The sequence below is a fragment of the Pseudomonadota bacterium genome (assembly GCA_034660915.1).
In the GTDB taxonomy this organism is placed as follows: domain Bacteria; phylum Desulfobacterota; class Anaeroferrophillalia; order Anaeroferrophillales; family Anaeroferrophillaceae; genus DQWO01.
On record JAYEKE010000164.1, the window covers coordinates 1 to 14,107 of the forward strand.

Below are 14,107 nucleotides of genomic sequence, written 5' to 3' on the forward strand. Positions count from 1 at the left end.
CGTCATAAAAGGTAAACCGAGGATCATGACGGAGATTTTCCAGCTTCTGGTTTAATTTCTGGTGCAAAATAAAACGGTGTCTAGGCGTTGCCGCCCAGCGCGAAGGTTCCTTATTGAAACAGGGATTGACGTTAATCTTTGTCAGTGGTTCCGGGAGCATATTCTGGCGGGCGTGGCATATGGTTGATGTTGGCCGTACCATGACCGGTACTTTGCAGGTTTCAGAAAGAGAAAAGGCCCTGGAAACCATGGACCGTGCATCTGCCGGGCTGGCCGGGTCAAAAACCGGAATTTTTGCCATCATGGCGAAAAATCTGCTGTCCTGTTCCGTTTGGGAACTGTACGGGCCCGGATCATCGGCTGTGATTACGACCATTCCCCCATCAACACCGATGTATGCTCCACTCATTAACGGGTCGGCGGCCACATTGAGTCCGACCTGCTTCATTACCACCGCACTGCGCATGCCGGTTGCCGCAATGGTCAGGGCCGCTTCCATGGCGACCTTTTCATTGACTGTCCATTGGCCATAAACCTTTTGCTCTTCCTGCTTTGCCTGAGCGACAAAACTGGGTAGAATTTCCGAGGCCGGGGTGCCCGGATAGGAGTAAACAAATCCACAGCCACTTTCTATCATGCCCCGGCCGATGGCTTCATTTCCCAAATATATTTTCTCTTTTTTTATCTTCATTGTAATTTCATGCTGCCAGAGCGTCGTCTCCGGTTGCGCAGAGCCTGAATCATCATGCCGATAATAATTCCCATCAGGATGACGGCGGCCCCGGATAAAAACCATTTTATCGTGTAGGCTCGTTTTAGAAGAGCTTGATCATTTTGTTGGTTGTCATAGACGGTTTTGATTTCCTGGTATTTCTTCAGCAGAGTTTCATGCTTTTCTTTCAATTCCACGAATTGGGCTGAGTCGGTTTTCAACTTATTGTAATCATGACTCAAATCCTTGACTTTTTTGGTTAATTTTTTGACTTCCGACAGCAGACTGGTATTGCCACGGCGGTATTCATGGTTGGTGCTGCTCAGGGCGTCAACTTTCTTTTTGAGTTCTTCGACCTGTCTTTGGGCCGTTGACAACAGGAGAGAGGCCGGCTTACGGTTGGTCAGATAGCGTTGTTCTGTCCAGCCTTCCTTTTTACCATATTTTATCCGGGCCCACTTCTCATCTTCTTCAGCCAAGTTGGTAACCGCGGCGCCTGTTGGCAAAAATGTTATTATTTTATATTCCCTTCCCCGGCCGGCCCGGAGGGGAATTACCCGGAGAGAATCAGACACATATTGACTGAATGGTTTACCGGCTGTCTGTCCATTAAGGGGCAGAGATACTATGAGCCCCAGGATAAGGAGTGAAGTAAAAAAGAGATAGCGTAACCTTGGCATTATGTTAATCCTCCTTCAGTTTGTATGTCATGATCTGGTGCTTAGAGCAGGATCAAAAACTTAAGTTAAGCAATTAGCATTTAGCTGAGTAAAATTAAAGTTTTAGGTTAATAATACAGTAAATATTCGGGCACGTTTTCAAAAAAGCAATAATACTCTCACAGAGGTATAGAGAAACCAGTTATTTGCTCTCTGTGACTCCGCGTCAGCGTAATTTTTTTGTCTCGCGCCCGTTCGCTTTACTCACTCAAGACGCAAAGGCGCAATGAAAAACGACAGACGATATAGCAAATTGAACTCTTCGCGGTCTTTGCGGCTTAGCGCGAAAATTAAAAAAAATTGACGGATATTAGGTCCAAGAATTTGTCAATCTATAGACAAAGTCGAATATTTACAAGTAACATTATCCAGCCGCTGGTAATAGCTGGTTTTCCTGGAACATGGTGATTAACTGTTCGACAATTCTTGCGGTTGCTCCCCAGATTACCTGGCTGTTAATATGATAGGCAATCAGGGAAATCAGTCGCTGACCGTTAAAATAGTAAAAATCATACTGGTTGCTTACCTCAATAAACTGGGCAATCGGTACCGTGATCAGGTGATCTACTTCTTGATTATTAAGCTGGAACGAATAGGGGTGAGGAATCAGACCCAGAAAAGGTGAGACCAGGAAACCGGTGGTGGTATCCACTTCATCAAGGCGACCGATAATGGTTGTATCTCTGGATTTAATTCCTACTTCCTCTTCGGATTCCCGTAAACAGGTTTCCAGCAGTGAGCTGTCACTGCTTTCTTTAACTCCACCGGGGAAAGAAACCTCTCCTTTGTGATGTTTTAACTGTTGACTGCGTTTGATCAATAAAAGGTTTGCCTCCCCTTCCCGGATGAATAAAGGGCAGAGGACCGCTGCCCTGACTCCGGCAGGAAAGGAAAGCGGCTGATATTTATGGTTCGCCAGGGCTGCGGTTAGTTGGTGTCCAGTCATTTGATGATATTTTCCAGTATATTTTGCATGTTAGTATCTTACTCCTGAAAACCTGTCACTCTTTTCAGTACCCCCTTGAGGGGTAAAAAAAACAAGAAATTCTTTTTAACTACCCATTCGCTACGCTCACTGGAGAACAAGAAGAACACGAAGAAAAAAAGATTGCATCTTTGTGCTGCCGTGAGTTTTTTATCTTTTTTGACAATATGAATGATTTCACCATGAAGGCATGACGTTCATGAAGATTCTTTACAACACAACACTTCATGTTCTCCATGTCTTCATGGTAAAATAAAATCTGGGTTGTGGGCGTAGCCTGCGTTAGTCGTAAATATACCGCATAACGGTATACTTTTTAAAGATATATTTTCTAAATTTAAGCAATTAGCAGTTAGCTATCAGTGTTTAGCTTTAAAAATCAAAGTATTACGTTCATAAGCAATAAACCTAATAGGTGGTAACTCGTATGATGAAACATGCTGTAATCATTAGACTAACAGCTAAGTGCTAAAAGCTGATAGCTTAATTTATGATTTTGTAACAGATGCAAAATTTCTCGTCAATTTTTTTCAGCCTTCATTGAAATTTTTGGCTGTTTAGATATTATGGTTTGACACTCAGAGTAAAAATGACCTACCATCCTTGCAACGTGGGTTAGGATAACCACTTAATCGGCTCATCCCAGAGCCAAAACCAAGGAGGTAGGTCATGAGTACAATAAAGTATATAGGTTTGGATGTCCACAAAAATTCCATTGCGATTGCTATCGCTGATTATGAACGTAATAGTGAAGTAAGATATTACGGTCAGGTTGAAAACAATATGGACCAACTCAATAAAGTTCTCCGGAAGCTGGTTTCAGATGGTTCCGAGCTTAGTTGCGTTTATGAAGCCGGCCCCTGTGGTTATCACCTTTATCGTTATTTGACCGATAATGGCATTGATTGCTCTGTTATTGCTCCTTCCCAAATGCCCCGCAAGAGTGGCGACCGGATAAAAACTGACCGACGTGATGCCATCACCCTGGCCAGGCTTCATCGGGCAGGGGAGCTGACATCGGTGTATGTCCCCACCTTGGAGGATGAAGCCTTGCGGGATTTGGTTCGTGGTCGTGAAGATGCCCAGAAAGCTTTACGTAAAAGCAAGCAGCAACTTGGTGCTTTTCTGCTCAGGCATCATATCATTTATTCCGGCAAAACCATGTGGTCTTCAGCTCATTTTAACTGGCTGGCAGATATCAGCATGGAACATCGTGCCCAGCAGGTCATGCTTCAAGAGTACATAGACACGGTTGTTGATAACAGCAAGCGGGTCGATCGACTTACCAGCCAAATTCGTGATTTATCCGAGCAAAGCCGATTAGCCCCATTGATTAAATCTCTTCAGGCCATGCGTGGAATTTCCTTTATTGTTGCGGCAACCATGGCAGCCGAACTGGGTGATCTTCATCGCTTTGCAAATCCGGCCCAAATGATGGCCTATCTTGGCCTTGTTCCCTCCGAACATTCATCGGGAGAAAAAACCAAGAGAGGAGCCATCACGAAAACGGGTAATGGTCATGTGCGAAAAGCCCTTATAGAAGCCGCACAGGCTTACCATGGACGGGCGGCGAGAATGAGCGAGAGCCATGCCGGAACATCCTGACACCTTAATTCAGGTTGCGGGCGTACCCCGCTTTAGTTTTTCCAATGAGACAACAGACTTTTTTGTCCGGCGCGTAAATCAGCCGGTCTGGGAAACCTGAACTCTTGTTTCCCGGCTTGACTTTTCATCCCTTTTACAGGCAAGATCAACCGATAAGATCAAAATTTTGCTGGAACAGTAGTCGGTAACAACGCTTGAAAGCTGAAAACAATGACCCCTCTCTTTCTCCCCAAACTGGTTAATGAACCGTTCGGTGATCCAGCCGTATTCATGCAGATAAGGCATGAAAAAACAGCCGTTCTTTTCGACCTGGGAGATCTGTCCCGGCTACCGGCGAGGAAATTAATGAAAATAAGCCATATTTTTGTTTCCCATTGCCACATGGATCATTTTATTGGTTTCGATCAACTGCTACGCTGTGTTCTGGGACGGCAAAAAAATATCCGTATTTTTGGACCACCGGGAATTTTATCGCATGTACGAGGCAAACTGGCAGGATACACCTGGAACCTGGTGGAAAACTACTCCCTGTCTTTAACCATCTCAGAGATACACCCTGACCAGTATCTGTGTTCCCAAACCCTCTTCTGCCGGGATGGGTTCCAGGAACAAGCCCTTAAAAAAACCCCGTTTCCCAATCATACCATTCTCTCAACCCCGAATTTTTCTGTCCAGGCCGTCATTCTGGATCACAAAATCCCCTGTGCCGCCTACAGTCTTCAGGAACCATTCCATATCAATTTTCGCCAGGATGTTCTGGATGAAAATTCCTGGCCGCGAGGTCCCTGGCTAACGGAACTAAGGAAAGCCATTCGCAGCAAAATCCCTGAAAATACGTGTTTTAAGGTGGCAGGAAAAATTTATTCTCTCCATGAACTTACCCAATTACTAACCATTATCACCCCTGGCCAGAAAATCGGCTATGTCACCGATATTAACGCCAGCCGGAAGAATTTTGAGTTGGTAAAAGAGTTAATCAGGGGCGTCGATATTCTTTTCTGTGAAGCCGCTTTTCTGGATAATGATCAGCAGAAGGCCGACCAGACTTATCATTTAACCGCATCCCAGGCCGGCAGACTGGCCCGGGAATCCCAAGTGAAAAAACTGGTTATTTTTCATTTTTCGCCTAAAAATCATGGATGTGAGCAACTATACTATCAGGAAGCGGCCAAAAATTTTTCTGGTCAGATTGCGTAATGCGGGCTTGAGGTCCGCAACCAAAAATTTAATTAGTGCGCCCGCAAATAAGTGCTCTTATCAGAGCCTTGCATAAGTTTCTTCATCAGAACCTTTGCCTGACGGCAAAGAACCCGTGAAGCACTTAACATTTTCTTGTTTTTCAAACCAGAAAATAACCTTTAAGGCACTAAAGAATTGAATTCATGCACCTTCTATGTTAAGTCGGGAAGGGAAAATTGAAGCGGCTATTGCCTTAAGTGATAGCCTGCCTTGGTATCAATCAGGGGATGACTGACAATAGGATCTGATTTATGAATAAAACAGTGGGAAAAAGACCTTTCAAACCTCAATGCATGGCGACTGGTATTGGCAGCCTGCCTTATCAGCAGGTTGATGAGGCTGCCGAAGACATCATGGCATTTCTGAAAGAAGCGCCATTCTGGCCGCAGCTTCCTAATCTGAGTTATTTGGAAAATATGTATGCCCAGTATGCGGAACAATTTCCGGGCATGGTTATTGACGTTAAGCAGAAGCAGATGTTTGTGGATTCCGAGAGTGATAAGTTTCCGGCCCAGCTGGAAGCATTTTATGATAAAATCATCCGGGATGAGGTGGATTATTTTGCGATCAGTGAAAAATTTGCTGCCGGGCTTTGGGAGGTGCCGTCTTTATTGCAACATTCTGATTTGCCCATTAAAATTATGAAAGGCCAGGTGACTGGTCCCATCAGTTTTGGTTTGACGGTAACCTCAGCGGATAAAAAATCCATCATTTACGATGCTACCCTGGCCGATGTGCTGGTTAAGCACCTGGCGATGAAAGCCCGCTGGCAGGAGGCCTATCTGCAGAAGTTGTTTCCCGATCAGCCGGTGATGATGTTTTTTGATGAACCTTATATGGTTTCTTTCGGCACCGCATTTTGTACCTTATCCCGGGAAACCGTGGTGGCGATGCTGAATGAAGTGTTTTCGGTGGTTCATGGTCTGAGCGGGGTGCATTGTTGCGGTAATACGGATTGGTCCTTGTTGCTTCAGACCTCTGTTGATGTGCTTAATTTTGATGCTTTTGAATATGTCGATAACCTTTTTTTATATCAGGAAGATCTTTTTCGCTTTGTCGAGCGTGGGGGATATCTGGCCTGGGGTATAGTGCCTACCAGCGAAGCAGTTTTGCAAGAGAGTGCTGACTCTTTGTTGCAGCTGTTTATTTCCCAGGTGGCGAAGCTGGAGGCCATAGGATTCAGCCGCGAGACCGTGTTGGAGCAAAGTTTTATTACTCCCAGCTGTGGCTGTGGTTCTTTGTCTGTTTCATGGACTAATAGAATTTTGCGGATGACGGCTGAACTTTCTTCCATGATTAGACAGCATTATGGGTTGTCATAGATTATGATGTTGGACTTGACATTTTCTCCCGGGGTTCATATCTTCGGATTTAAGCTGGACCAACCCGACGGAGCCTAAAGTTGTAAAGATTGAATCTGGGATCTTGATTTCTGCTTTCATCCCAAGCTACGCGATTGAAACGCTCCGAAGACCCGGTGGCTTATTAGCTCAATGAACAACATGTGGGGACAGAGTTAAATCTGTCCCCGATTACTGATTTTACGTATAATGATGGACTATAACCATGCCGGCTGACAACAAACATCTGCACCATGTTGTTCCTTTGGTTGATATCTATAAAACCGGCGAGGGGGTAATTGTTCACATTGACCTCCCGGGAGTGAAAAAGGAGCAGATAAAACTTAATATCGAAGGCGATCGTTTACTGTTGGTTTGTGAACGGCCGGATGAACGTCCGAACCTGTCGAGGGGATTTTTTAATCTGATGGAACGGGAATATGGTTTTTTCCGGCGCGAACTTGTTTTGCCTTCCGGTCTGCAGCCGGAAAAGGCGGAGGCAAAAATGGACGACGGGGTGTTGATGGTTCGTATCCCATATAAGGCTAAAGGCTAAAGGCTAAAGGCTAAAGGCTAAAGGCTAAAGGCTAAAGGTTAAAGGTCAAACAGGGTGCGGGACAAAAAAACTCAACGACCATACCTTTGGTCAGGAGGAAATAGCGTGAGCGAAAAAGAAAAGAAAAAAGCTGAAGCTGTGGAGCAGCATGATTTACCGGTTGAAGAAGAAACGCAACCGGATACTCCGCTGGAAAACAAGGATGAAGATGATGGAGATCTGGTGATTCCCAGTGAACTGCCCTTGTTGCCCATTCGGGATGTGGTGGTTTTTCCTTTTATGATCATGCCACTTTTTGTTGGTCGTGAATCATCCATAAAGGCTGTGGATGAGGCCCTGAATGGTGACCGGCTGATTTTTCTTGCTACCCAGAAGAATGTAGCCGAAGAAAATCCGAGTCAGGATGATATCTACCAGGTCGGCACTATTTCGATGATTATGAGGATGTTGAAACTGCCTGACGGCCGGGTGAAAATCCTGGTCCAGGGATTGGCTAAAGGGGCGATCAAGGCATATCATCGCCAGGATCCCCTGTTTATGGTTGAGGTGGAGAAGATTGATGAGCCTTCTCCAGTTGAAGCCGACCTGGAAATGGAAGCCATGATTCGTATGGTTAAGGAGCGCCTGGAGAGGGTCATCTCGCTGGGTAAATCAATTTCACCTGAAGTAGCCGTAGTTTTGGAAAATATTAATGATCCTGGTCGTCTGGCTGATCTGATAGTCTCGAATCTGGGGTTGAAGGTTGAAGTTTCCCAGGAGTTCATGGAAACCATCGAGCCGCGGGACAGATTGCAGCATATTAATGAAATACTGGCCAAAGAGATTCAGGTGCTGGAGATGCAGGTTAAAATTCAGAGCCAGGCCAAGGATGAGATGACCAAAACCCAGCGGGAATATTTTCTCAAGGAGCAGATGAGGGCCATCCGTGCCGAGCTGGGCGATCTGGATGAACGAACCCAGGAGATTGATGAACTGCGGAAGGAAATTAAAAAATGTAAAATGCCGAAACCGGCTAACAAGGAAAGTATCAAGCAGTTGGAACGGCTGGAACGGATGCACCCGGACTCAGCTGAAGCCAATATAATCAGAACCTACCTGGATTGGATGATTGAGCTGCCCTGGAATAAAAAAACTCGTGATAATCTGAATTTGAAGCAGGCCCGGGAGATCCTGGATGAAGACCATTATGGTTTGAACAAGATAAAAGATCGCATTATTGAATACCTGGCGGTCTGTAAGTTGAAAAATAAGCTGCGGGGACCGATTTTATGCTTTGTTGGTCCTCCGGGGGTGGGAAAAACTTCCCTGGGGAAATCCATTGCCCGGGCTCAGGGGCGCAAGTTTTTTCGCCTGTCATTGGGGGGGATGAAAGATGAAGCTGAGATCCGTGGTCATCGGCGGACATATATAGGGGCACTTCCCGGCCGTATTATCCAGGGGATCAAGCAGGCAGGCACGAAGAATCCAGTTTTCATGATGGATGAGATAGATAAGGTAGGTTCGGATTTTCGCGGTGACCCTTCTTCGGCGCTGCTGGAAGTATTGGATCCGGAACAGAATTTTGAATTCAGTGATCACTATCTTAATGTTAACTTTGATTTATCCAATGTGATGTTCATTACCACGGCAAATACCCTTGATACCATCCCGGCTGCCTTGCGTGACCGGATGGAAATTATCGAGCTGTCCGGTTATACAGATGAAGAAAAACTGCATATTGCCCGGCAATATCTTCTGTCCAGGCAGCTGGAGGAAAATGGGATCAGCGAGAAATACATGACCCTGTCTGATCAGGGAATCCTGCAGCTTATTTCCCGCTATACCCGGGAATCGGGAGTCCGGAATCTGGAAAGGGAGATTGGCAGTTTATGTCGTAAAGTAGCCACTCGGGTTGCCTCTGAGGGGAAGACTGGCGTTACCCGGATCACCTCCCAGAATTTGCATAAATTCCTGGGGCCGGCACAGTATCTGCCGGAAGAAAACCTGAAAGAAAACCAGGTGGGGGTTGCTACCGGCTTGGCCTGGACCTCCTATGGTGGAGTGGTTTTACAGGTGGAAACCATGGTGATGCCGGGAAAGGGAACTCTGGTTCTCACCGGTCAACTTGGTGAGGTTATGAAGGAATCAGCCCAGGCGGCGCTCAGCTATATTCGTTCCCGGGCGGCCGAGTTTGGGATTGATGCCAAAACTTTCAAGGATAACGAAATTCATATTCATGTACCGGCCGGTGCTACGCCCAAAGACGGCCCATCAGCCGGCATCACAATGCTGACATCGCTGCTCTCGGCTTTGACGGGAATTCCTGTCTATCGAACGGTGGCCATGACTGGAGAGGTGACTCTTACCGGTCGGGTAATGCCTATTGGGGGGTTGAAAGAAAAGGTGCTGGCAGCGGTAAGGTTTGGGGCTTCGACGGTGCTGTTCCCGGAAGCAAATCAGAAAGATCTGGTTGATATTCCCAAAAAAATCCAGAAAAATATTTCTCTGGTGCCGGTAAGTAATGCAGATGAGGTGCTCAAAAGGACTCTTACCCGACAACCAGAGAAAACAGCTGGTAAGAGTGAAAATGATTGACTCTCATGAGTTGTCACTCCGGGTGTTCCATGGTTGAAAAACCGGCTGTCGGGGATTGTGGCGAATTTACCCTGATTGACCGAATCAGGAAGTTGTTGCCGCCGGTCAGCGGGTCGGTGAGACTGGGGATCGGCGACGATGCTGCCGTTATCCGCCAACCGGGAGGAGAAGCCCTGCTGGTAACCACCGATATGCTGGTGGAGGGTATTCATTTTGACTGTTCTTTTATTTCGGCCGCGGATCTAGGCGGCAAAGCCCTCGCCGTTAATCTCAGCGATATTGCCGCCATGGGTGGTATTCCTACCGGTTGTTTTCTTGGCCTTGGCTTACCACCATCCCTTCCACTGGCCTGGTTCACAGATTTTATTGCCGGAATGCTGGACACCGCCGGTCATTATGGGGTTCAACTGCTTGGCGGTGATACGGTGGCCTCCGAACAGATTACTATTGCCATTACCATGCATGGGCGGGCGGCAGAAGCGGAAATCGTCTACCGGGAAGGGGCAAAACCCGGTGACCGGATCTATATTTCCGGAACTTTGGGTGACAGTGCCCTTGGATTACATTTGCTGCAACAGGGTAAGACAGCGGATATGGATAAAAAACCGGCGGAAAGTTTTCTTATTAACCGGCATCGGCGGCCGCAGCCCCGGATTCAGTTGGCTCACCGGCTTGCAGAGACTTCTCTGGCTTCTTCAATGTTGGATGTCAGCGATGGCCTGCTGGGAGATTTGGGCCATCTTCTGGTTGCCGGTGGGCGGCTGGGGGCTGAAATTATCCTTGACCATTTGCCTTTATCTCCGGCCTATCGTCAGTTTCAATCCCTGGGTTTGCTGGATGGGTATCTGCCGGCTTTGACTGGGGGGGAGGATTACGAATTACTTTTTACCGTATCAGCTGAACGGGAGGATGAACTGGCCGGGATAACGATGGATTCAGGTGTAGATGTCCGTTGTGTTGGCAGGATTGAGGAAAAAGCCGGAATTCGCCTCAAGTTGCCCGGGGGGCAGCTGTTTTCCGCTGACGACCTGCATAGTTATGATCATTTTTCAGTTCATAATGTGTCCTAAGCTGAGCTATTAGCGGTTAGCCATTAGCAATTAGCTTTTAAAAATCAGGGCTTTATGATGATTAGAGAAGTCAAAGGGGGTCAGGTCTGCTCTTGACTCTTGGAGAGGCAGGAAGATAAATCCTTCAGTACCTTCAGGAGGGCGGGGGAAATTGGAAGCGGGGTCACCGTGATTGGGGACATTCTTGAGTTTCGCGTTAAAAGCAAATTCAAGCTGTTTCTCCACTGGGCGAGCGATAGTCAAGAGTGTCCCCCCGCGAAGCACGGCGAAGCAAACGTGCAAACCAGTACGGAGCGCAGGCGAAGGAAGGCGGGAAAGTGAATTATCACAAATTCAGGACGCAGGGCAAAAAAAATTTTACCATGAAGACATGGAGTCACAGAGGGCAAATGACTGGGGTTCTCTGTGACTTTGTGCCTCTGTGAGAGTATTTTTATCTTTTCTGAAAACGTAGTCGAATGTTTACGGTGATATTAACGGTGGGTGATATTAAACATCTTGTAATTATTGAGCTAATAGCTAACTGCTAATAGCTAACTGCTAAAAGCTAATCGCTTAATTTAGGTGTGTGATAATGGAGAAAATCTGGTGAAACTCTACCTTGGAGATTTGCAGGAACACCAAAATGTGAAAACCGTTGTGCTGGTGGTGCGTAAGTCAGTGGCTCGTTCCCGTAAAGACAAGGAATATATTGCCTTGAAAATTAGGGATAAGAGTGCCGAAATGAACGCCCATATCTGGGATAATGTTGAGGCATTTCGCGACCGGTTCAACGAAAATGATTATGTTCTGATCAAAGGGCGGGTGGTATCTTTCCAGGGGATACTTCAATTGAACGTTTTTCACCTTGAACCATTTCAGGGGGAAGTGGACCCGCGGGATTTTCTGCCGCAGACAGAGAAAAATATCGGCAATCTGAAGCTGGCATTGCGAAGTGCGGTGGAAGAGGTGAAAAACGAGTGGCTGGTTCGGTTGCTGAAGGAGTTTTTTCTGCGGGATAAAGATTTTCAGGGTCGGTTTGAACTGGCCCCGGCAGCTAAATCCATGCATCATGCCTGGCTGGGGGGATTATTGGAACATACCGTCGGGGTGCTTCAATTGGCCCAACAGGCAGCCCCCCTTTATCCGTATCTTGACCAGGATTTGCTGGTTGCCGGAGCCTTGCTGCATGATATCGGCAAAGTTGAAGAGCTCAGCTATGAAAAATCCTTTGGTTATACTTCCAGGGGCCGGTTGCTGGGTCATATTGTTATTGGGGTTGAAATGGTCAGGGAAAAGGCCGCAAAAATTTCCGGATTCCCTCCATCCCTGTTGATGTTGATTGAGCATCTGCTTCTCAGTCATCATGGTGAATATCAATGGGGATCACCAAAACGTCCTAAAATTCCCGAAGCCGTTATGCTGCACTACCTGGATGATTTAGATGCCAAACTGAACTCTATTGCCGTATTTTGTTCCGGGCAAAGGGAGAATAGCGCTATCTGGACTAATTACAATAAGGTTTTTGAGCGCTATTTTCTCCTGGATCGGAATATGGACATGGATGATAAAGCTGAACTGGAAATTGAACTTGATTCTTCTCCGCCAGAAAACCCCATGCTTTTTTGATGGTCTTTAAAGATTTTATGCCTTCCTTTTCTTGACAAACAGGGTTTTATGTGTTTTGTTGAAAGAGTAAGGTGAGGATAATAAAGGACCTGATCCGGGGGGAAGGAGGTGGAGGATAGCTTGTTTTAATTAATAGATATCAGGTCGGTTTGTATCTGAAAAATCAATGGTTGTAATGGAAAATTAAACATTTTCCGGCAGCCCAACCACAATGGAGGTCAAGCCATGGATGATAGTGTTTATAAGGTTGTTGAGTTGGTGGGTACCAGTCCCAAATCCTGGGAAGAAGCAGTCAAAAATGTGGTGAAGAAGGCAAAAGGCAGTCTGCAGGATTTGCGGGTTGCCGAAGTATCGGAGCTGGATGTCAAGATTGAGAACGGAGAAGTGGCTGCCTATCGGGCTAAAGTAAAACTGTCATTTAAATATAATAGTTGATTGTTTGCCAGAAATTATTATCCAGCATTCATGAAAAAGCGGGGATATCCCCGCTTTTTCATTTTTTTACTGCCAGCCTTTGGTGGTATTTTTAACCCCTCCTCCTGATCATGGTAAAAAATCCTTGCATCAGTATTCCAGTCGTCATTATCAGCCTTGACAAATAAAACCGGCATTGCTATTTTAGCAATGTTGGCGCTCTATGTTGATGAGTGCTAATACTAGGAGAAGGGTCCCCATGGAAAATCTGACGGAAAGATATGATCGTATTCTGGATGCGATTGTTTCAAGCTATATCTGCTCAGCGGAGCCGGTTGGTTCGCGAACACTTTCCCGGAACACGGCTTTTAATCTCAGTCCCGCGACTATCCGCAATGTTATGGCGGATTTGGAGGACTTGGGTCTGCTATGCCAGCCGCATACTTCTGCCGGCAGGATCCCCACGGACAAGGGTTTCCGTTACTATGTTGATCATTTGATGGAAGGCCCGGAGTTGCCGGAGACGGTGCAGGAAAAAATCAGGATGGCCTGTGCCAGACATCGGGGTAACATGGCAGAGATGTTGAAAGATGGAATTATGGCCCTGTCTCAATTGGCGCCTTATGTCAGTGTTGTCAGTCTGCCGCATTTTAATCAGACGACATTGAAGCATATCCGCTTTGTCAGCTTGAATGATCGCCAGATTCTGGCAGTAATGGTTTCGGGATCAGGGTCGGTACAGAATGTCCTGTTTGAGGTGGACACGGTTTTTGCTCAGGATGATTTGAACCGGTTTTCCAATTTTCTTAATCAAATGGTGGATGGCTTGACTCTGGAGGGGGTGAAGCGTAAAATATTTTCGCAGATGAAAGCGGATAAAGATGTTTATGACAGCATGATTTCTCAGGTGCTTCGATTGAGTCAGAAGATGCTTGATCAGCGGGTAGGTGATGATTCTGAGATTATGATTGACGGCAAACTGAACATCCTGGAACATCCTGAGTTTGCTGATTTCGATAAAATGAAACAACTGTTCCGGGCCTTTGAAGAAAAAAATATTATGGTTAAATTGCTTGATGAGGCGCAGAAAGGGGAACAGCTTCGGGTTTTTATCGGGGTGGAAAATCAGTGTGAAGAAATGAGTGTCTGTTCCGTGGTTATGGCGGATTACGGTCAGGAAGGGCAGCCGATGGGGAAAATTGGGATTATCGGTCCCACCAGGATGGAGTATTCCCGAATTATTCCCCTGGTACGGTATACGGCCGAAGTTATTAACCAGCTAATG

Annotated in this window: 11 protein-coding genes and 1 pseudogene; 9 read left to right on the plus strand and 3 right to left on the minus strand. The window is 46.3% G+C overall.

The features are described 5' to 3' along the window. From U9P07_09510 to U9P07_09520, 3 genes are all read right to left on the minus strand, one after another. The coding region (locus U9P07_09510) for an indolepyruvate oxidoreductase (protein ID MEA2109642.1) at window positions 1-691 on the minus strand (691 nt) is incomplete at its 3' end. Beyond that, a complete protein-coding gene (locus U9P07_09515; GenBank protein MEA2109643.1) occupies window positions 688-1,392 on the minus strand; it encodes a TIGR04211 family SH3 domain-containing protein in 705 nt (234 codons plus the stop codon). The genes U9P07_09515 and U9P07_09510, both read right to left, overlap by 4 nt. Window positions 1,393-1,795: 403 nt before the next feature. After that, window positions 1,796-2,377 carry a CoA pyrophosphatase gene (locus tag U9P07_09520; GenBank protein MEA2109644.1) on the minus strand — a complete coding sequence of 194 codons (582 nt, stop codon included), beginning with the start codon at window positions 2,375-2,377 and terminating at the stop codon, window positions 1,796-1,798. 708 nt (window positions 2,378-3,085) lie between these two features. On the opposite strand from U9P07_09520, the gene U9P07_09525 reads away from it, so the two are divergent. From U9P07_09525 to hrcA, 9 genes and pseudogenes are all read left to right on the plus strand, one after another. After that, on the plus strand, window positions 3,086-4,021 hold the full coding sequence (locus tag U9P07_09525; protein ID MEA2109645.1) for an IS110 family transposase: 936 nt from the start codon (window positions 3,086-3,088) through the stop codon (window positions 4,019-4,021). 210 nt (window positions 4,022-4,231) lie between these two features. Further along, window positions 4,232-5,218 (plus strand): MBL fold metallo-hydrolase, encoded by a 987-nt coding sequence (locus U9P07_09530; GenBank protein ID MEA2109646.1) that lies wholly within the window; start codon window positions 4,232-4,234, stop codon window positions 5,216-5,218. A gap of 293 nt (window positions 5,219-5,511) precedes the next feature. Then, window positions 5,512-6,582 carry a methionine synthase gene (locus U9P07_09535; protein MEA2109647.1) on the plus strand — a complete coding sequence of 357 codons (1,071 nt, stop codon included), beginning with the start codon at window positions 5,512-5,514 and terminating at the stop codon, window positions 6,580-6,582. Window positions 6,583-6,826: 244 nt separating this feature from the next. Then, window positions 6,827-7,156: an Hsp20/alpha crystallin family protein gene (locus tag U9P07_09540; GenBank protein MEA2109648.1), complete on the plus strand. Its 330-nt coding sequence runs from the start codon at window positions 6,827-6,829 to the stop codon at window positions 7,154-7,156. 189 nt (window positions 7,157-7,345) lie between these two features. Next, a pseudogene (gene lon, locus U9P07_09545) lies at window positions 7,346-9,688 on the plus strand (endopeptidase La). Window positions 9,689-9,759: 71 nt separating this feature from the next. Beyond that, window positions 9,760-10,800: a thiamine-phosphate kinase gene (gene thiL, locus U9P07_09550; GenBank protein MEA2109649.1), complete on the plus strand. Its 1,041-nt coding sequence runs from the start codon at window positions 9,760-9,762 to the stop codon at window positions 10,798-10,800. Between the two features lie 588 nt (window positions 10,801-11,388). Continuing rightward, a complete protein-coding gene (locus U9P07_09555; protein MEA2109650.1) occupies window positions 11,389-12,408 on the plus strand; it encodes an HD domain-containing protein in 1,020 nt (339 codons plus the stop codon). A gap of 225 nt (window positions 12,409-12,633) precedes the next feature. Continuing rightward, complete coding sequence (locus U9P07_09560; GenBank protein MEA2109651.1) at window positions 12,634-12,843, plus strand: dodecin family protein; 210 nt, start codon at window positions 12,634-12,636, stop codon at window positions 12,841-12,843. Window positions 12,844-13,081: 238 nt separating this feature from the next. Continuing rightward, window positions 13,082-14,107, plus strand: a 1,026-nt coding sequence (gene hrcA, locus U9P07_09565) for a heat-inducible transcriptional repressor HrcA (GenBank protein ID MEA2109652.1), incomplete at its 3' end; no start/stop codon positions are given.

Excerpts from the sequence above, each read along its gene's own strand:
- U9P07_09515 (MEA2109643.1), bottom strand. The coding sequence starts at position 1,392 with ATGCCAAGGTTACGCTATCTCTTTTTTACTTCACTCCTTATCCTGGGG.
- U9P07_09520 (MEA2109644.1), bottom strand. The coding sequence starts at position 2,377 with ATGACTGGACACCAACTAACCGCAGCCCTGGCGAACCATAAATATCAG.
- U9P07_09525 (MEA2109645.1), top strand. The coding sequence starts at position 3,086 with ATGAGTACAATAAAGTATATAGGTTTGGATGTCCACAAAAATTCCATT.
- U9P07_09530 (MEA2109646.1), top strand. The coding sequence starts at position 4,232 with ATGACCCCTCTCTTTCTCCCCAAACTGGTTAATGAACCGTTCGGTGAT.
- U9P07_09535 (MEA2109647.1), top strand. The coding sequence starts at position 5,512 with ATGAATAAAACAGTGGGAAAAAGACCTTTCAAACCTCAATGCATGGCG.
- U9P07_09540 (MEA2109648.1), top strand. The coding sequence starts at position 6,827 with ATGCCGGCTGACAACAAACATCTGCACCATGTTGTTCCTTTGGTTGAT.
- thiL (MEA2109649.1), top strand. The coding sequence starts at position 9,760 with ATGGTTGAAAAACCGGCTGTCGGGGATTGTGGCGAATTTACCCTGATT.
- U9P07_09560 (MEA2109651.1), top strand. The coding sequence starts at position 12,634 with ATGGATGATAGTGTTTATAAGGTTGTTGAGTTGGTGGGTACCAGTCCC.